We start from the raw sequence: 18,026 nt of genomic DNA on the forward strand, positions 1-18,026 counted from the left end.
GCCGGAAAAAAGCAAGGGATCATTCAAGGGAACACTTACTCTGATAGCCGACCGCACAGTTAGTTCAGCAGTTTCATAAAAAAAATGTAACCAGTTGTATCTATGACTAACGCAGGTTAATAAAAATCTTTCGCGTTTATTGAAAAACAGTTTTAACCCTCGTTAACCACCTGAACCCAAACAAAATTATCCGAACTTAGCTGCTTTTCTCCGCTCCACCGATAGGCCACCAGACGGCCATATTTAACCGCACTATAATCCAGACAGGCGATATTGTGGGTAGGCAACGCGGGGATTCCTTCGCACCAATAATGGCCTATAAAAAGCGGTGGCTCTTCCGGGCCATAATAGCTCAGGCGCTGGTGCTCACTCTCGGAGAGCACACGCTCTTCCAGGTCGCCCGGCAGGTTATCCGGTTGAAAAACGACATCGCCCCACTGCTTAGGGCGAGCCGACCAGAAATGCGCCCGAAAGCTCTGCCGGGTATAACCATCGCCGGATTGAATGGCGATGCCGCTAGGCAGCGGAATATTCGCTCCCCGGGTTAGCCGGTCGATAATACGATAAGCCTCGGTAGATGTGTCGGCAGATTCAATTAAAAACTGGTCATCCAGACGTCCATTAGGTAGGCGCTGCTTTAATTGCCCGATCAACCCATCATCCCAGCAGGCGTGTACTACGCGGATTCCGTCTATTTCTAGAAAAAGCGGCAGCGTTTTAAACCAGGCAAGCGTGTCTTCCCACTCGCTGGGGTAATCCTGGTACTGGGCCAAAGTGGCTTCAATAATACGGTTATGGCGCGGTGTGTGCTCACACAGCCAGCGTTTATGGCTGTCTGGCGGCGCCGGGTGGGTATACGTCAGAGCATTGTGCTCGTGATTACCCATGACGATATGCGCCTCCCCCGCCTCCACCATACGCCGTGCAACGGTGACGGCAAGACGAATACGTGGGCCACGGTCAATTAAATCGCCTAGAAAAATAACTTTTCGCTGAGGATGTCGATAAACGCCCCCTGAGTCGCGATAACCCAGTTTTTCCAACAGGGCAATCAGCGTTGCACCGCAACCATGCACATCACCAATCAGGTCGTAACCTTCCATGCTTAATCTCCCAGCCGGTGGCTCCAACCTAATTTACTGCGCAGCACCTCATAAAAGTTATGTCCAATAGGGTGTACAAGCTTGACGCGCTCTGGCTTGCGCTTAATGACTAGTATGTCGTCTGGCTTGGCCACCGCTCGTGTTTGTCCATCACAGCTTATGTGTGGGTAGGCCTGATTGGTTTCACCAATATGAATTCGAATTTCGCTGGCCGCATCAACCACGATGGGGCGGCTGGAAAGCGTATGCGGGAACATGGGTACCAACGTCACCACATCAAGCTTGGGATGCATAATCGGGCCGCCGCCGGAAAGCGCATAGGCTGTCGAACCCGTCGGCGTTGCAATAATCAAGCCGTCGCTGCGCTGGCTATAAACAAACTGGCCATCAATGAACAGCTCAAACTCGATCATGCGCACGGCTTTGCCAGGGTGCACGACCACTTCGTTTAACGCATCACCATTACCGACGGCGACTCCGTTACGATACAGCACCGCATCGAGCAAAAAGCGCTCTTCAATTTCAAACTCGCCAGCCAGCACTTCACCCACCCGGCTTTCCAGTTCGTCGGGCGAGATATCGGTAAGAAACCCCAGCCGACCCCGGTTCACGCCCAACATTAACGTGCCGCTGCGGCACAGCGTGCGTGCCGCGCCCAGTAGGCTGCCGTCTCCGCCAATCACAATTACCAGGTCACACAGTTCGCCCAACATCCGCCGGCTGGCTTCAGGCTGGCCGTGGCTTGGAATTACGGTGGCCGTGCGATCCTCAACCAACACGTTATAGCCGTGCGCTACCAGATAGCTGATCAACCGTTGAAGCGAATCGACGACTTTGTCGCTGCCTAAACGACCAATCAAACCAATCGTTTTAAAGGGCCGTGTACTCCTTTCGCCGGATAACGGCGCGGAAGATGGCGGTTGAGTGTTAAGCATGGGAGGCTCTCGCTGGCATCAGCCTCACATTATGGCGATACCGGGAGTAACGGGCAAATAAGCTTAACGAACCCAAAGTAATAACTCAGGCCACGCTTGCGGTCCGACGCGTCAGCCACCAATGATTCAACCATAGTGACCCGACCATGATGAGCGCGCCCACGGCTAACCGCACGATATCCGCATCACGGTTCCAGATTAGCAGGTTGACCAGTAAACCGGCCGGCACAAGGGCATTATTCATAATCGCCAGCGTACCCGCATCGACCTTGGTAGCGCCCTGGTTCCAGGCAAAGTAACCTACGCCTGAAGCCACTAGGCCCAGCCACGCCAATACCCCCCACTGCAGTGACGTGCTGGGCAGCGCTGCACTATTGCCAAACAGAAGGTAAGCGGGCAGCGCAACCAGCATGGCGCCGATAAAAAACCAGCCAAACACGTTATGCCAGGCAAGCGTTGGCGGCAGGTCGGCCGCTAAGCGGCGATAGCCAACTTGGCCAAGCGCAAAGCAAAGGTTGGCGCCCTGAACCACAAAGAAACCCTGCCAAAAGCCGCTATCGATCCCATCGTAGCGAATAATGGCGGCGCCGATTACCGCCAACAGCGCGGTGATAAGGTACATAGGCGTAAAGCGGCCAAACAGTAAATCGTCAAGCAGCGCGATATACACAGGCGTAAAGATAGTAAAGAGGAGCACTTCCGGTACGGAAAGCAGCAAAAAAGATTGGTAAAAAAACGTGTACATTACGCCAAGCTGTATCGCACCCAAGCCCATCAAAGCGAGGCGTTGCTTACCGCGTAGCAGGCTTGGGCGTAAAAAAGGTAAAAAAACCAGCATTGCCAGCGTTACCCTAATCAGCACCGCGAAATAGCCATCGACCTGGCCCGCCAGGTAAACGCCTATTAACGAAAATGAAAACGCCCATAGCGCCGTTACACTAATTAGATAGCCCACTGGTAAACCTCGTTTATTAAAATGGTTTACGCAGATTATACGGACTTATCGCGGCCTGCCAACTGGTAAACCTGCATAAATGTCCTAGTTAACGACGCTCTATACACGCTTGAGCCACCATAGCGCATAAATTACGCCAGGCAGCCAGCCAACTAGGGTGAGCACCACGCCGATAACAATACGCGTAGCGCCGGCACCGGTTAACGCCAATGCTAACGGCGGTAATAAAACAGCCAGCGCCATATAGGCAGCTTTTAGCGCTTTAGGCTCGGAGACGGGGGAGTCCGCGCCAGTTTTTTCCGATTTAGCCTTATCAGAAGTAGCCTCTTCAGCCTTAGCTTCCAATTGAGCGCCGGCTGGCTTGGCATGAGATGGCAACGGCTTGGATTGGGGTGAAGATTCCGGCGGCGTAAAATGCTCCACTGCTGGCTGAGCACGCTGAGTTTCGGATTGTTCACGGGCTTCTTTGCGGTGGGCCTGCTTATCGATTTTTTGCTCTAATTCAGTGGCACCCTGAGCGAGATCATCGTGGTAGCGCTCCCAATCTTCCCAGTCGTGCGGGGTGCCGGATTTGGGTCGCTGCTGCCCTGCCCCACGGGCACGTTCCCAGGATTTTTCCTCAAGGGTATTCGGACGGTCGGGTTCGCGTTCAACGCCCACACCTTTGCGATTAAGATACTCACGTGCATCCATTTGAAGCTCCTTACGTTAGCGATACGCAAAGCGTTGAATGTAATTAGTGCCAATTCACACCAAGCATGGCTCTAAATCATCTACATTGGTAAGAGCGTTTGAGCTGTAAAATGTTTAAGCCGTGACTACGCATTATCGAATAACCTAGCTCGCGTTGCACTTAGCTATCACGCGTTAAGACCTCGTTGCACACAGGTGTGATTCATATACGAAGGTGTGCATAAGGAGTGACCGATGAACCAGCAAGCCCCGCATACCGTTCGCGATATTATGTCCCGAGACTGTTACCGCGTCTCGCCCTCCACATCCATTACCAACTTGGCCCAAGGTTTAGCGCTTCATCGCCTGCCGGGTGCCCCCGTTGTTGATGCATCAGACCGACTAGTTGGTTTTATTTCTGAACAGGATGTATTGGGTCACGTACTTGATTGCCTTTATCATGACCACGAGACACCAATGGTCGGCGAGCTGATGCGCCAGGAGGTGCTGACGACCACTCCCAATAAAAGCATTACCGACCTTGCCCAGGAAATGCTCGGCAAAAAACCTAAAGTTTACCCGGTCGTTGAGCAGTTGCGCTTGGTGGGTATCGTTACCCGGCGTGATATTCTGATTGCGCTTCTTAAAATTCGCTGCCATTAAGCGCTGATAGCAAGCTAACCACTGAACAACGGTCAAAAAAAACCGCTGCTTTAAAAGCAGCGGAAGCAAGGGATCGAAAACAATAGCTAGGACAACACTATTAGCGACTGCTATCGCTACGTTGTCTGTACTAACTCAGACACTCTCTAATGAAAAAGTTCGCTACTCCGTAAAATTTTCGTCTCCAAAGGGGTGCACGCGTATACTAAAGCTTACATATACGCATAAGTGGTTAGGAGTGAATACATGGCACTTTACCTACTGGTGCTTGGGGTTTGCCTGTTGGTGATGGGTGCCGTTTTACTGGTATTAATGACGGCGGGTACCCCCAGGTATCGCACCGAACCAAAAGATTTGCTGGCCCTTTTTGACAAGGCGTTAGTTAGCCAGGTGAGCGAAACCGAGTGGAATGCGATTATCGGCTACCCGATACGCCATAATGAGTATCTGGATGGGGTTCGCCGACGCGCTGCACACCTGATGGAGCTACATGGTCGACGCTGGCTGATCGCTCAGGGTAAACCGCTTTTAAATCATGAAGGGCAAGCAGAGCTGCAAGCATTACGCGACCATCTGGCGGCCCATACGGCGTTGCATCAGAAGTAGATGCGGCTAAACGCGCCGAGGAGATAATAGCCATGCCGAGTACCATCCGCAGAATCCCACTGGATAGCGCCACACATCATCACTCGCATGATTTTCACCAAATCGTGATAACCCTGTGTGGCTCATCGGAATTTGAGATTGAGGGGTTGGGTGGCCGCGTGAATGCTTTTTCAGGCTGCATTGTGCCGGCGAACCATGAGCACTACTACTCAGGCCAGGGCCACAACCGGCAGCTCATTCTGGATCTTCCAGAAGATGCACCAGCACTTACCGGCGAGCATCGCGAGCTGGTCGCCCTATTTGATGCCCCGCGCTTTTTTGCCCTGGATAACCCATTACGCCATTATTTGGCATTTATGGAGAGCGAACTCGCCCAAGGATTTGACACATCCTATGCATCTTTTCAGCAGGACCGCTTGGCAGCCACCCTACTTGGCTCACTAAAAGCCCGGCTTGGCAACCCACCAACAGTATGTCAGCGGCGGATTGACCTTACCCAGATTGATCGTTTTATCCACCGTCATCTTGCTGATGCGTTACGTGTGGCTGATTTAGCCAAGCTCGCCTGCCTGAGTGAGGCGCACTTTTCAGAACGTTTTCGGGGGCAAACCGGGCTTTCTCCATGGCAATACGTCAAGCGCCAGCGGCTGCACGCCGCCCGGCAGCTTATTTTGCAAAGTCGGCTACCCTTAACCGATATTGCCATTCAAACCGGCTTTGCCAATCAAAGTGCGCTTTCTCATGCGTTCAGACATAGCTACGGCGTATCACCTCGCATGCTGCGCCAAGCGACATCAGAGCCACTATCTAAAGCGTCACCAACCAGAGCTAAAAATCCTCTGGCAGCACAAAAATCATTCCACTAAAGTCTAAAAACCACAGCGCTTGCCACGGAATTGACATGTTTTTCCGAGGAAACGACATACACCAAACTTGATAGCACTCTACATTCGACCGCTGCTTGGGCGAAAAGCCCTACCACCTATTTGTCTTTATTTAGATTTTCGGGGGCCTCAATGCTCAACGCTAAAAAAATGCGTGATTCTGCCACCTGGCAAACTGATCTTGATACGCTAATGGCCCAGGTGAGCGACCACTATTTGGTGGACGAAGAAACCTACGTTGGCGAGCTTATCAAACTGCTGGATGCCGATCGCGAAGACTTTGCTCGCATTGAGGCCAATACGGCGGCGCTAATACGCGATGTGCGTGAAATGGACACGGCCGTCGACACCATTGACGAGCTTTTACAGCAGTACAGCCTGGACACGCATGAAGGGTTGATGCTGATGTGTCTGGCCGAAGCCATGCTGCGCATCCCCGATAAGGCGACCGCCGACGCTCTGATTGAAGACAAGCTTGGTCCGGCCGACTGGCAGTCTTACGCAGGCAAAAGTGAGTCGTGGATGGTCAACGCTTCCACGTGGGGTCTTTTAATGACCGGCCGCGTTCTAAAGCTCGACCATCCGCGGGATGGCCAGCCAGCCACCTTTATTAACCGCATGGTTAATCGTATGGGCGAGCCTGTGATTCGTCGCGCGATGGTTGAAGCGATGAAAATCATGGGTAAGCAGTTCGTATTGGGGCGTGATATCAACGAAGCCCTGAAACGCTCCAAACCGCTTTTCAATAAAGGCTACACCTACTCTTACGACATGCTGGGTGAAGCCGCGCGTACGCGTGATGACGCGAAGCGTTACTTTGATGATTATGCCCGCGCCATTGAGCAGGTGGGTAAAACGTCTAAAGCACTGGGCGAGAAAACGCCCGCCCCGTCTGTCTCGATCAAACTTTCTGCACTTCATCCGCGCTATGAATTCGGCCGCCGTGAGCAGGTACTCGCAGAGCTTGTCGACACCGTTATCAAGCTGGTAACTAAAGCCCGCGAGCTGGATGTTGCCGTTACTATCGATGCCGAAGAAGTTGACCGCTTAGAGCTTTCGCTGGAAGTTTTCCGCGCGGTTTACTCAAGCGATTCGGTAAAAGGCTGGGGCCACTTTGGCCTGGTGGTTCAGGCGTACTCCAAGCGCGCCCTGCCGGTGCTTCACTACATTAACCGCTTGGCGGATGAGCAAGGCGATGAAATTCCGCTGCGCCTAGTGAAAGGCGCTTACTGGGATAGCGAAATCAAAGAGTCGCAGCAGCTGGGTGTCGATGGCTACCCGGTTTATACCCGTAAAGCATGTACCGATGTTGCTTACCTGGCGTGTGCCCAGTTTCTGCTTTCAAACGATACCGTCGGGCGCATTTTCCCGCAGTTCGCCACGCATAACGCCCATACGGTCACCAACATTCTGGAATTTGCCAACCACGACAGTCGGCCGTTTGAGTTCCAACGCCTGCACGGCATGGGTGAAGCGCTTTACGATGCGGCCCTGGAGCGCGCGCCCAAAGGCACGTACTGTCGCATCTACGCCCCAGTAGGCGCACATAAAGATCTGCTGCCCTATCTGGTGCGCCGCCTGCTGGAAAACGGTGCTAACTCGTCGTTCGTCCACCAGCTGGTTGATCCAGAAGTGCCGGTGGAATGGCTTTGCCAGCACCCGATTGAGACCTTGCGTCAGCAGAAATCATTGACCAATACGCGGATTCCGTTACCCAAGGATATTTACGGACCCAAGCGGCGTAACTCGCGGGGCGTTAACCTAAATATCCGCAGCCACTTCTATCCGCTGATGGATAAGATGGCCGCCTTCATGGATAAGCAGTACCTGGCCAAACCGCTATTGGCGTTCGATGTGGCAGACGATGCCGCCAATACCCACAGCGTGACCTGCCCGTTTGATCGTCGTCAAAGCGTAGGCAGCATTCAGTGGACGACAAAAGAGCAGGCAACCGAGGCACTGGATGCGGCCTGGAATGCCTTCCCACGCTGGGAAGCCACGCCGGTTGCTGAGCGCGCGGCCGTGCTGCGTCGCTTAGCCGACCTGATGGAAGACAACATGCCGGAGCTTATGACCCTTTGCTCACGCGAAGGCGGCAAGCTCTTAACGGATGGTGTGGACGAAATCAAAGAAGCCGTTGATTTCTGCCGCTACTACGCCATGCGCGCAGAAGAGTCTTTCGGCGAGCCCATTGAACTGCCGGGACCAACCGGCGAATCCAACCGGCTGATCATGGGCGGTAAAGGTGTGTTTGCTGCGATAAGCCCCTGGAATTTCCCGGTGGCTATCTTCTGCGGTCAGATTGTTGCCGCTGCCGTTGCGGGCAATACCGTACTGGCCAAGCCTGCCGAGCAAACATCGATTGTCGCTCACCGTGTGATTAAGCTGCTTTACGAAGCAGGCCTGCCGCGCGATGTGGTTCAGCTACTGCCGGGCGATGGCCCGACCGTGGGCAGCGTGCTGACCTCCGACCCGCGAATCACCGGCGTAGTTTTTACCGGCGGCACCGACACGGCGCAGATCATCAACCGCGCCTTGGCTGCGCGTGAAAACGCACCGCTGCCCACGCTGATCGCTGAAACCGGCGGCATGAACGCCATGATCGTCGACTCTACCGCCCTGCCCGAACAGGTCGTGGTCGATGTTATTCAGTCTGCGTTCCAAAGCGCTGGCCAGCGCTGCTCGGCGTTGCGAGTTCTTTACCTGCAAGACGATGTTGCCGACCGCGTCATCACAATTCTTAAAGGCGCTATGAACGAGCTGCGCATCGGTGATCCGCGCGATTTGGGTACCGACGTTGGCCCAGTGATTGACGAAGAAGCCCGCAAAGGCCTGCTTGAGCATATCGAAAAGCTTAAAGGCGAAAACCGCTTAGTCGCTGAAACACCGATGGCTGCCGAGCATACTCAGAACGGTACATTCGTGGCGCCCGTAGCCTTTACCATCGACAGTATCAATTCGTTGACCCGAGAGCAGTTTGGTCCTGTGCTGCACATTGTGCGCTACAAGGCCAGCGAGCTTGACCGGGCAATCAATGATATCAATGGCCGTGGCTACGGCCTGACTTTTGGGGTGCATAGCCGCAATGAGTCCTTTGCCGCTGAAATTGCGCAGAAAATTCGTGCGGGCAATGTATACATTAATCGTAATATCATTGGGGCCGTGGTGGGCGTCCAACCCTTTGGTGGTCAAGGACTTTCAGGCACAGGCCCTAAAGCGGGCGGGCCGAATTACCTGCAGCGCTTTATCACTGAAAAAACGGTTACCAATAACACCGCCGCTTTAGGTGGTAACGCGTCTTTACTGGCGCTAGGCGATGAGTAAATAGCTCATCATAATAACGAACCTGAACTCCTCAAAAAGGATCTCTCATGGTTGAAAATAATAGCGCAACGGCCTTTACGTCCCCCCTCTTGAGGAGGGGGACATTAGGCATAGGGAACGTTACACATAAACGCTCGAAACCTCTTTTTGACGACTCCTTCGAGGAACGCTCGAAGGTCGTAACGTGAATAAGAGACAGGGTTAACAACAATAAGTCCGTGCGATTACCAAGCATTGCTCGGTAAGCGCACTCACCAGTCGGTGCTATCCGACTTGATAAACGGGAGAATTTCATGGCTATTGGCGTTTGGATCAGCCTTTTTGCTTATTTTGCGCTTATGATCGGCATTGGCCTTTATGCCATGCGCACATCCACTTCGACCTCTGAAGACTACGTGCTGGGCGGTCGAACCTTGAGCCCCAAAGTAGCGGCCCTGTCAGCGGGTGCATCAGACATGAGCGGCTGGCTGCTGCTGGGGTTGCCCGGTGCGATGTTCGTGTCTGGTTTGGGCTCGGCCTGGATCGGTATTGGCCTATTCGTGGGCGCCTTCTTCAACTGGTTATTGGTCGCACCACGCCTGCGTGAGCAAACCGTTCACTATGGTAATGCGATCACTATTCCAGCCTTTCTGGCCAATCGGTTTCCTACCCGGGCAATGTCGCTAAGAACGGTATCGGCCATCGTTATCGTTATTTTCTTCGCAGTTTACACAGCGTCTGGCCTAGTGGCAGGCGGGAAGCTGTTCGAAAGCGCCTTTGCGGGGATTATCAACATTGGCGACATGAGCGACTACGCTCTGGGCATTATCATCACTCTCGGCGTGGTGCTTATTTATACGGTAGTGGGCGGTTTCTTGGCCGTGAGCATGACGGACTTTGTGCAAGGCTGCATCATGATGCTGGCACTGATCATCATGCCGGCAGTTGTGCTCTTTGGTGAAGGCGGCGGTGGTTTCACTCAAGCATCGCAGACGCTTAACGACGTCGATCCCACGCTGCTGTCGTGGACAGAGGGCCTGACCTTCATCGGCTGGCTTTCTGCCGTTACCTGGGGCTTAGGTTATTTTGGCCAGCCGCATATCATCGTGCGTTTCATGGCCATTCGCCACCTGAAAGATGTGCCTACTGCACGTAATATTGGTATGGGCTGGATGGCGATTTCTCTGATTGGTGCGGTTTCGCTCGGCATCTTTGGTCGGGCTTACGCTATCCGCAACGGTATGGATATTCAGGATCCGGAAACGATCTTTATTATCCTGGCAGAGCTGCTGTTCCATCCGCTGATTACCGGCTTCCTGTATGCGGCCTTGCTTGCGGCAGTCATGAGTACCATTTCCAGCCAGCTGCTGGTGGCGTCGTCATCGCTAACCGAAGACTTCTACCGTCTCTTCCTGAACAAGCAGGCATCAGAAAAGCAGACCGTTACCGTGGGCCGGATTAGTGTGGTACTGGTAGGTTTGGTGGCAGCCTTTATTGCCTCCGACCCCGACTCTCAGGTGTTAGGCTTAGTCAGTAACGCCTGGGCAGGCTTTGGTGCAGCGTTCGGCCCCCTGATTATCTTATCGCTGATGTGGTCACGCACTAACGGCGCTGGCGCCATCGCAGGCATGATCGTCGGTGCTGTCACCGTGATGGTCTGGATCGCGCTGGGCTGGAATGGCGAATTCATGGGTGGCCCTGGCATCTACGAAATCATTCCTGGCTTCATTGCTTCCTTCATTGCCATTCTGGTGGTGAGCAGCGCGACTGCCGATGCCGGTGAATATCAGCATATCGAACGATAGAAAGAGTCTGAAATGATCTTTGAAGGCCACCCCCGGGTGGCCTTTTTCATGCGCTCATTGCCCTGGGTCAATAATGCCGCCGCACCATGACGATATCCTTTATTCATAAGTGACAGACACTTATCGAGTAACGTCAACAGCAAGGAGCAACGTCATGCGCCATCTATCTTTCCCCGCACTGTTAACCATGGGGCTGGCCACGGCCACCCTGGCCGCCAGCAGCCAAGTATTTGCCTACGGTGCAGGCGACTTTTTTACCCGTGCAGGGGTCGCCAAAGTGGCCCCCAAAAGCCACAACGGAGAACTTGCCGATGGCGCCTTTGCGGTCAATGTACAGGATAAAACGGATTTCGCTTTTACCCTTGGTTACCGTTTCCACGACAAGCTAGGGGTTGAGCTTCTCGCCGCCCTCCCGTTTGAGCATGATATTGCTCTCAATGGGGATAATCTGGCATCAACCAAGCATCTTCCCCCGACCCTGACACTGCAGTATTACCCGCTCGGCGGTACGCAATCCCGAGTGCAGCCCTATATTGGCGCAGGCATCAATTACACGCGTTTTTCAGATGAGTACGTGGCGATTGGTGAACTTAATTTGGAAAACTCCTGGGGGGCAGCAGGCCAAGTAGGTGTCGACCTACTGATCGACGACCACTGGGCGCTTAACGCGGCCGCCTGGTATCTGGATATCAATACTGATGCCACTATTAACGGTACGGCTGCGGGCTCTGTGGACATTGATCCGGTTGTCGTGATGGGCGGGCTAAGCTATCGCTTTTAACGGATAGCACTAGGAAAAGTGCTTGGCGAACCAACACAGGGATGAATTTTTCCTACCGGGCCAGCCAGTGCGCAGGCCCGATGGGTTAACCGCTAGTTGTCTGTGACTAGCTGATCGACCTTCTCAAATGCCCGCACCACCAGAAATTGGTCACTGGAGCGCACTTTTTCCTGGATCAGATAGGCGGCAATCGCAGGGGCCACTTCGCATTTGGCGGGTAACGGCGCATTGGCATCAATAAGCGCATTAAGCCGGGCGACAAACACAAAGCGCACCCACTGGGGTAGCGACATGGTATCGATACAAAAGGGCTCCTGACTTGCAAAAGCGCTTGCCTGGGGAGTTTCGACACGCCATAAGTTGGCGGCCTTCATGGCGGCTTCAAGCTCGAGAAGCGCGGTTTGAAGCTGTTGATGGACGCTCATAAGCACCTTAATTAATCAGTAACGGTTCACCTTTATTATCCCAACTCTATACGTGAGTTGCTACTTATACCCAGTAATTAACAGTTACCCACCGATTCACAGAAAACCTGCAAGAGCCTGTGGATAAACTATGGAAAGGTGCCGGAACCGCTACTCTCAGAAGGCTTACAGGAAATTGTTTGTTTTTTGATCACTAACCAAAAGAAAGCACCGATTTAACCGCCGTTTCGGCTGACACTGTGCGGTGGGCAAGGTAGAGTGCAAGCTTGAAATGCGGAAGGACATCATGCAACCAATTCAGACCATTGATGAGTTTTTTACACGCAGCGGTGCCGAGGTTTCGCTCTATCATATGGGCCGGCGTGTCTCCGCCTGTACGCGCGATACGCTGGCAAGCTTTGAGCTGGGTCATACCGCTTGGCCCGAGCCATGGCAAGGCCAGGCGCGAATAGCGGCCGTTTTTCGCCTTGGGGATATGCCAGAACCTGCGATTTGGTTTTTAGCATTGCCTCTAGACGAGCAAGGATTACTCTCCCCCGCCCAGCGCGACGGTTTTTTAAACCGGCTGATCGAGACGCTGGGAAAAAATGTTGCTCAAGCGGGGCAAAACGTTAAAGACGCAGATCATCTAATGAAGGATAATCCGCTCGCTTTCACGCCAAATGTGACTTTTCAGGCAATGCTTAATGCCTACGCCACCCTTGAGCGAGGATTGCCCGCCAGCCAGCATTTTGAGCCGGTTGACGCCTATTTGAGCGGTCAAATGGATATCGACTGGCAAGCATTAGGGCTTCAAGGTATTGCCGACTATACGGTCAGGCTGGACGACACCCAGGCAGAGGCGCTTGCTTCTCGTCTAGCGACGCTGCCAACTAGCGTTGTGCACTCACTCTGCTACTGTTTAGAACACCAGCCACTGCCAGTATCCATGATACTGGCGCTGCGCGAGATAGGTGAGCAGGCAGCGAACAATGGCGACATGGAAACCTTATGTAGCTGCATTCGTGCGGTAGGCAGTACCTCTCATCCGGCGGTTGGCGACTGGTACTCAAGCCTGTTAGATGATAAACACGCCTGCGGGCCGGATGTACTCGCAGCTATTGCCGGGCGAGGCTGGCTTTTATTGGAAGACGCATATCGTTTACCACTTTTCCTCAACCTTTTGGCTGAAGATGAGCGGACTAGCTTTGCCGCTGTTGTTCGTGATATTGCGCTTATCCCGCGCTTGCGGCTGCCCGTCATGATGGCACTGCGAGACGCTCCGGCAGGCTCAGCGATACAGCGTCGTTTAGCAGCCATGACACAGGCAGCTAGCCGTTAGACGGATAGCACTATCTATGCATTGCAAGGAGTAAGCCGTGAAGGAATTACCCTATCAGGCTAAAGCGGTCATTGGCCGCCGCGAGATGGTAACGTTGCCTGAACTGGGCCTTCATCTATGCTGTAAAGCAGATACGGGCGCCCGGACTTCAGCACTGCACGCCGAAGATATTCAGACCCATGAAGATGAGCACGGCCAGTTATGGGTAAGCTTCATTACCCATAGTGGCGGGCCGACAACGCCTGAACACCGTATCAAGCTGCATCTTCATGATCGGCGCCGGATTACCAGCTCAAACGGACATAGCGAATGGCGCTACGTGATACGCACGCCAATGCAGATGGGCCAGCTGAACTTTTTCGTTGAGCTCACTCTGACAGATCGCAGCAATATGCGTCACCCTATGCTGCTTGGACGCCGCGCCATGCGTCGCCTGCTGGTTGCCCCCGGCGCTGCATTTTTACATGGCGAACCCTAACCTAACAATGATTAGTCTTTTATTTGGCCCGGAGTCCTGAATGCACATCGCTCTACTATCACGTAATCGCAACTTGTACTCTACTCGCCGCCTTATTGAGGCCGCGGAAGTTCGGGGCCATACAGCGCGCGTAGTAGATACACTGCGCTGCTATATGAGCATCGCCTCGCATCACCCTTCGATTCATTATAAAGGCCAGGAAATAGAGCCGTTCGATGCAGTCATTCCGCGGATTGGCGCGTCAGTTACGTTTTACGGCTGTGCGGTACTGCGTCAATTTGAAATGATGGGTACCTACGTCATCAATGATTCGGTAGCGATTACTCGCTCGCGGGATAAACTACGCTCACTGCAACTTTTATCACGTAAAGGGCTAGGATTGCCGATCACTGGTTTTGCTCATTCACCAGATGATATTCCCGACCTGATTACCATGGTCAAAGGCGCGCCGCTGGTCATTAAGCTGCTGGAAGGCACCCAGGGGATCGGCGTAGTACTCGCTGAAACCAATCAGGCGGCCGAGTCGGTTATTCAGGCCTTTATGGGGATGAAGACCAATATCATGGTGCAGGAATACATTAAAGAAGCGCGCGGTGCGGATATTCGCTGCTTCGTGATTGGCGATAAAGTGGTTGCCTCAATGAAGCGCCAGGCGGCAGAGGGTGAGTTTCGCTCTAACCTCCACCGTGGCGGTACCGCAAGCGTTATCCGCATTACGCCTGAAGAGCGCTCTACTGCGATTCGCGCAGCGAAAGCCATGGGGCTAAGTGTGGCAGGTGTGGATCTTTTACGCTCTAACCACGGGCCGGTCATCATGGAGGTAAACTCCTCCCCCGGTTTGCAGGGCATTGAAAACGCCACCGGCAAAGATATTGCGGGCATGATTATCGAACATATCGAAAAAAATGCCTCTCCGGTTCGTAAAGCGCCCCCCAAGCCTAAAGGCTAAGAGGAAAAACCAAAAATAATCCGCATTAGGGGTGGCAAATAGACGCTGCCACCCCCACAATCTGCGTCACCGAAGGAGGTAGACGCTCATGTTTCTCGACAATCGCCAAGTGGCGATGGACAGCGTGCTGGAAGCGCTGGCCGATAGCATTGATTATTTCCAGGATAATATCGAACGCTTGCGTCCCTCGCTGCGTGATGCACTGAAACCGCACTATACTGCGCGGTTAAAGCAGATGCGTAAACTGCAGGAATTGGCACGTGCGCATTTAAAAATGCTGCCGCGCGATGCTGATGTTGAACGCGATGATTTTTTATGGCTCTGGAGCCGTCTTAAAAGCTTCGTTGGCAACGATAGCCAAGTATTAATCAATGAACTGTTAGAGCAAGAGCGTGTGCTGATGCAGGCGTTATCCACACTCTTTACTCACCCCCTACCCGACCCGATCGAGCCAGTCGTCGATGAGTGCATGCAGGGGTGTCGGAAGCTGATTCGTGAGCTTTACGGGCTGCAAAAACGTAAAGCGCATCGCTAGCTAGCATCTATTCGCTTGATTCCGGTTCAAATATATAAAGCGTCGGCGTAATGACTGGCTCGACGCTTCGCAGCTCGATGGGCTCGGCGGGTCCTAAAAAGTAGGGCTGCCTGTCCCACACGTAAATATCTCCAAGCGTGGCTACACGTGCCGCCCACTCGCGCACTCTTAAGCGCCACTCGTCCGCGGTGGGCCTTTCTTCGGCCACACATCCGGTTACATCCATACCCAACGCCCGACCAATAAATATTGCCCTCGGCAAATGCCAGCTTTGAGTTACCAAAAGCGCATGCTCAAGCTGAAAAACATCTCGGGCCCTCGCCAGCGTGTCATAGGTGCTAAAGCCAGCAAAATCCATGGTGAGCTGGTCAGCAGGCACCCCCCGCCGATGCAGATCACGCCACATGGCACGCGGCTCGTTATAGGCCTGGGTACGATTATCGCCGGATAGCAGTAGATGCGATACACGCTGCTCGGCAATCAACGTGGCGGAGGTGCGCATACGCGCGTGAAAGTGAGGGTTGCGTAACCCGCTACGCGTCCAGTGAGACGTGCCAAAAACGATGCCTACATCCGCTGGACGGCACTCAGGTATCTGTCGATCGATATAGCGTGCCGTAGTGCCGAGCACATATAAATTACCGAGCACAAACAACAATGCCGCCAGCAGCAACAATGCTCCTAGCGACATCAGCAGACGCTTTGCCCACCTCAACAACATGCTGTACATCTAGCGACCCAGAGGCGTTTAAAACATGCCGAGCTCAAGCTTAGCCTCGTCGCTCATCATGTCACGGCTCCAGGGAGGGCTGAAAACAATCTCAGTGTGCACTTTATTTATTTGCGGCGCCCCTAAAATTTTATTACGTGCATCTGCCGCGATGACGTCCCCCATACCACAGCCGGGGGCCGTTAGCGTCATGCGAATGGTTACTAACCGCTCGCCGGCAATCAGGCGCTCAATACGACAGCCATATACCAGCCCCAGATCCACGATATTGACGGGGATTTCCGGATCAAAACAGGTGCGCAGCTGTTCCCATACAAACTGCTCGATCTCATCTTCACTAGCACTTTCAGCCAGGGTTGGGCGCGGCAGCGCCTCAAGCCCCAAGGCGTCCAGGTTGCGTCCTTCAATAAGATAAAGGCGCCCTTCAAAACCAACGCTGACCGAGCTACCTTTCGCCTGCATGACGCTGACGATGCTGTCTTCCGCCAAGGTTTCCGTTTTGCCAAACGGAATCGCAATAGCCTCCACGTCACGCTGGAGCGGCAGTTTCTGGCCTCGATCAAGGCTAGCGATTTGCTCGATATCCATAGGATTCCTTAGCGCACCATACCAATAACACGATTAAGCGCTGCAACAAATGCATCCACTTCGTCGAGGGTATTATACGCAGCAAACGAGGCACGGCACGTAGCATCCACGCCAAAATGATGCAGCAGCGGCTGTGCACAATGGTGCCCGGTACGAATGGCCACGCCTAATTGATCAATTAATAGGCCGATATCTTGGGAGTGTGCGCCGTCAACCACAAACGACAGCACGCCCGCCTTATTCGGCGCGGTTCCTAAAATACGCAGCCCATCAATACGCGGCACTGCCTGAGTAGCATGCTCAAGCAGCACGCTCTCCCACTGCCCAATGGCGGTGATACCCACGCTCTCAACCCACTCAAGCGCTCGGCCCAGTGCGATAGTTTCCGCAATGGCGGGCGTACCCGCCTCAAATTTATGCGGAATACTTGCAAAGGTGGTGCCTGCGTCGAAAGAGACGGTTTTAATCATCTCACCACCGCCCTGCCATGGCGGCATGGCCTCCAGCAGCGTTTTTTTACCATACAGCACGCCAATACCGGTGGGGCCATAAACCTTATGGCCGGAAAAGGCGTAAAAGTCAGCATCAATCGCCTGCACGTCAACTGTTTGATGCGGTGCAGCCTGCGCTCCATCGATGAAAATCAGCGCACCGTGCTGGTGAGCAAGCGCCGCCATCTCTTTTACCGGGTTAATCGTGCCCAGCGCATTAGAGACATGGTTAACGGCGACTAGCTTGGTGCGCTCGCTTAAAAGCTCACGATAAGCGGCCATATCCAGCGCACCCGTGTCATCGACCGGAATGACCTTGATGGTAAAACCGCGCTCAGCGGCCAGCAGCTGCCAGGGCACAATATTGGAGTGATGCTCAAGCAACGAGACCAGCACTTCATCACCCGCGGTGAGGTTAACGCGCCCCCAGGTTTGAGCCACCAGGTTAATTGCTTCCGTCGTTCCACGAGTAAAGATAATCTGACGAGTATCTTCGGCATTGAGAAACGCTTTTACACGCTCACGCGTGCCTTCAAACGCCGCCGTCGCTTCATCGGCCAGCGTGTGCAGCCCACGATGGATATTGGCGTTATAGCGCGAGTAGTAATCGCTAAACACGTCAATGACCTGTTGCGGCGTTTGGCTGGTCGCGGCGTTATCCAGATAGACGAGCGGCTTGCCATGGACTTCCCGACCAAGAATCGGGAAGTCTTCACGAACCGCCAGCACATCATAGGGCGCCTGGCCACTCGCTGTCGCTTTCTCAAGAACCGTTGACGACATTCATCACTCCTCATGTAAG

18 protein-coding genes are annotated in these 18,026 nt (G+C 53.6%); 10 read left to right on the forward strand and 8 right to left on the reverse strand.

All coding sequences use genetic code 11. The annotated features are described in order from the left end of the window. Window positions 1-152: 152 nt before the first annotated feature. The 4 genes from INT33_RS09205 to INT33_RS09220 all read right to left on the reverse strand — a co-directional run bounded on the left by INT33_RS09205 (window position 153) and on the right by INT33_RS09220 (window position 3,686). The gene (locus INT33_RS09205; RefSeq protein WP_193091711.1) at window positions 153-1,103 is read right to left on the reverse strand and encodes a metallophosphoesterase; all 951 of its coding nucleotides are present in this window, start codon (window positions 1,101-1,103) and stop codon (window positions 153-155) included. Between the two features lie 2 nt (window positions 1,104-1,105). After that, window positions 1,106-2,038 carry an NAD(+) kinase gene (locus INT33_RS09210; protein WP_192537630.1) on the reverse strand — a complete coding sequence of 311 codons (933 nt, stop codon included), beginning with the start codon at window positions 2,036-2,038 and terminating at the stop codon, window positions 1,106-1,108. 85 nt (window positions 2,039-2,123) lie between these two features. After that, the gene (locus tag INT33_RS09215) at window positions 2,124-2,993 is read right to left on the reverse strand and encodes a carboxylate/amino acid/amine transporter (RefSeq protein ID WP_193091712.1); all 870 of its coding nucleotides are present in this window, start codon (window positions 2,991-2,993) and stop codon (window positions 2,124-2,126) included. Between the two features lie 99 nt (window positions 2,994-3,092). After that, window positions 3,093-3,686: a YqaE/Pmp3 family membrane protein gene (locus INT33_RS09220; protein ID WP_193091713.1), complete on the reverse strand. Its 594-nt coding sequence runs from the start codon at window positions 3,684-3,686 to the stop codon at window positions 3,093-3,095. Between the two features lie 234 nt (window positions 3,687-3,920). Between INT33_RS09220 and INT33_RS09225 the strand changes: the two genes are divergently transcribed. From INT33_RS09225 to INT33_RS09250, 6 genes are all read left to right on the forward strand, one after another. After that, window positions 3,921-4,328, forward strand: a complete 408-nt coding sequence (locus tag INT33_RS09225) for a CBS domain-containing protein (RefSeq protein ID WP_192537633.1) — start codon at window positions 3,921-3,923, stop codon at window positions 4,326-4,328. A gap of 246 nt (window positions 4,329-4,574) precedes the next feature. After that, entirely contained in the window at window positions 4,575-4,934 is a 360-nt protein-coding gene (locus INT33_RS09230) for a hypothetical protein (RefSeq protein ID WP_192537634.1), read from the forward strand. A gap of 32 nt (window positions 4,935-4,966) precedes the next feature. Then, window positions 4,967-5,800 (forward strand): AraC family transcriptional regulator, encoded by an 834-nt coding sequence (locus tag INT33_RS09235; protein ID WP_193091714.1) that lies wholly within the window; start codon window positions 4,967-4,969, stop codon window positions 5,798-5,800. A gap of 150 nt (window positions 5,801-5,950) precedes the next feature. Continuing rightward, window positions 5,951-9,142: a bifunctional proline dehydrogenase/L-glutamate gamma-semialdehyde dehydrogenase PutA gene (gene putA, locus INT33_RS09240; RefSeq protein WP_193091715.1), complete on the forward strand. Its 3,192-nt coding sequence runs from the start codon at window positions 5,951-5,953 to the stop codon at window positions 9,140-9,142. A gap of 293 nt (window positions 9,143-9,435) precedes the next feature. Continuing rightward, window positions 9,436-10,926, forward strand: a complete 1,491-nt coding sequence (gene putP / locus INT33_RS09245) for a sodium/proline symporter PutP (RefSeq protein WP_192537637.1) — start codon at window positions 9,436-9,438, stop codon at window positions 10,924-10,926. Window positions 10,927-11,080: 154 nt separating this feature from the next. Next, the gene (locus INT33_RS09250; protein WP_192537638.1) at window positions 11,081-11,707 is read left to right on the forward strand and encodes an OmpW/AlkL family protein; all 627 of its coding nucleotides are present in this window, start codon (window positions 11,081-11,083) and stop codon (window positions 11,705-11,707) included. Between the two features lie 92 nt (window positions 11,708-11,799). Here the strand turns inward: INT33_RS09250 and INT33_RS09255 are convergent, their stop codons facing one another. Then, window positions 11,800-12,132 carry a YqcC family protein gene (locus INT33_RS09255; RefSeq protein ID WP_192537639.1) on the reverse strand — a complete coding sequence of 111 codons (333 nt, stop codon included), beginning with the start codon at window positions 12,130-12,132 and terminating at the stop codon, window positions 11,800-11,802. A gap of 286 nt (window positions 12,133-12,418) precedes the next feature. Here INT33_RS09255 and INT33_RS09260 point away from each other — a divergent pair, with 286 nt between their 5' ends. From INT33_RS09260 to INT33_RS09275, 4 genes are all read left to right on the forward strand, one after another. Next, the gene (locus INT33_RS09260) at window positions 12,419-13,453 is read left to right on the forward strand and encodes a DUF3549 family protein (protein WP_193091716.1); all 1,035 of its coding nucleotides are present in this window, start codon (window positions 12,419-12,421) and stop codon (window positions 13,451-13,453) included. 37 nt (window positions 13,454-13,490) lie between these two features. Then, on the forward strand, window positions 13,491-13,931 hold the full coding sequence (locus INT33_RS09265) for an ATP-dependent zinc protease family protein (RefSeq protein WP_018917491.1): 441 nt from the start codon (window positions 13,491-13,493) through the stop codon (window positions 13,929-13,931). A 40-nt stretch (window positions 13,932-13,971) separates the two neighbouring features. After that, a complete protein-coding gene (gene rimK / locus INT33_RS09270; protein WP_192537641.1) occupies window positions 13,972-14,880 on the forward strand; it encodes a 30S ribosomal protein S6--L-glutamate ligase in 909 nt (302 codons plus the stop codon). Between the two features lie 88 nt (window positions 14,881-14,968). Further along, on the forward strand, window positions 14,969-15,415 hold the full coding sequence (locus INT33_RS09275; protein WP_192537642.1) for a hypothetical protein: 447 nt from the start codon (window positions 14,969-14,971) through the stop codon (window positions 15,413-15,415). 7 nt (window positions 15,416-15,422) lie between these two features. Here INT33_RS09275 and INT33_RS09280 read toward each other — a convergent pair whose 3' ends face one another. The 3 genes from INT33_RS09280 to INT33_RS09290 are packed head-to-tail and all read right to left on the reverse strand — an operon-like array spanning window position 15,423 to window position 18,007. Further along, a complete protein-coding gene (locus INT33_RS09280) occupies window positions 15,423-16,145 on the reverse strand; it encodes a SanA/YdcF family protein (protein ID WP_192537643.1) in 723 nt (240 codons plus the stop codon). Window positions 16,146-16,163: 18 nt separating this feature from the next. Continuing rightward, a complete protein-coding gene (gene sufT / locus INT33_RS09285; RefSeq protein WP_193091717.1) occupies window positions 16,164-16,733 on the reverse strand; it encodes a putative Fe-S cluster assembly protein SufT in 570 nt (189 codons plus the stop codon). 8 nt (window positions 16,734-16,741) lie between these two features. Next, window positions 16,742-18,007: a cysteine desulfurase gene (locus INT33_RS09290; RefSeq protein ID WP_193091718.1), complete on the reverse strand. Its 1,266-nt coding sequence runs from the start codon at window positions 18,005-18,007 to the stop codon at window positions 16,742-16,744. Between the last annotated feature and the right edge of the window lie 19 nt (window positions 18,008-18,026).

The organism is Halomonas colorata (genome assembly GCF_014897985.1).
Taxonomy (GTDB): Bacteria; Pseudomonadota; Gammaproteobacteria; order Pseudomonadales; family Halomonadaceae; genus Vreelandella; species Vreelandella colorata.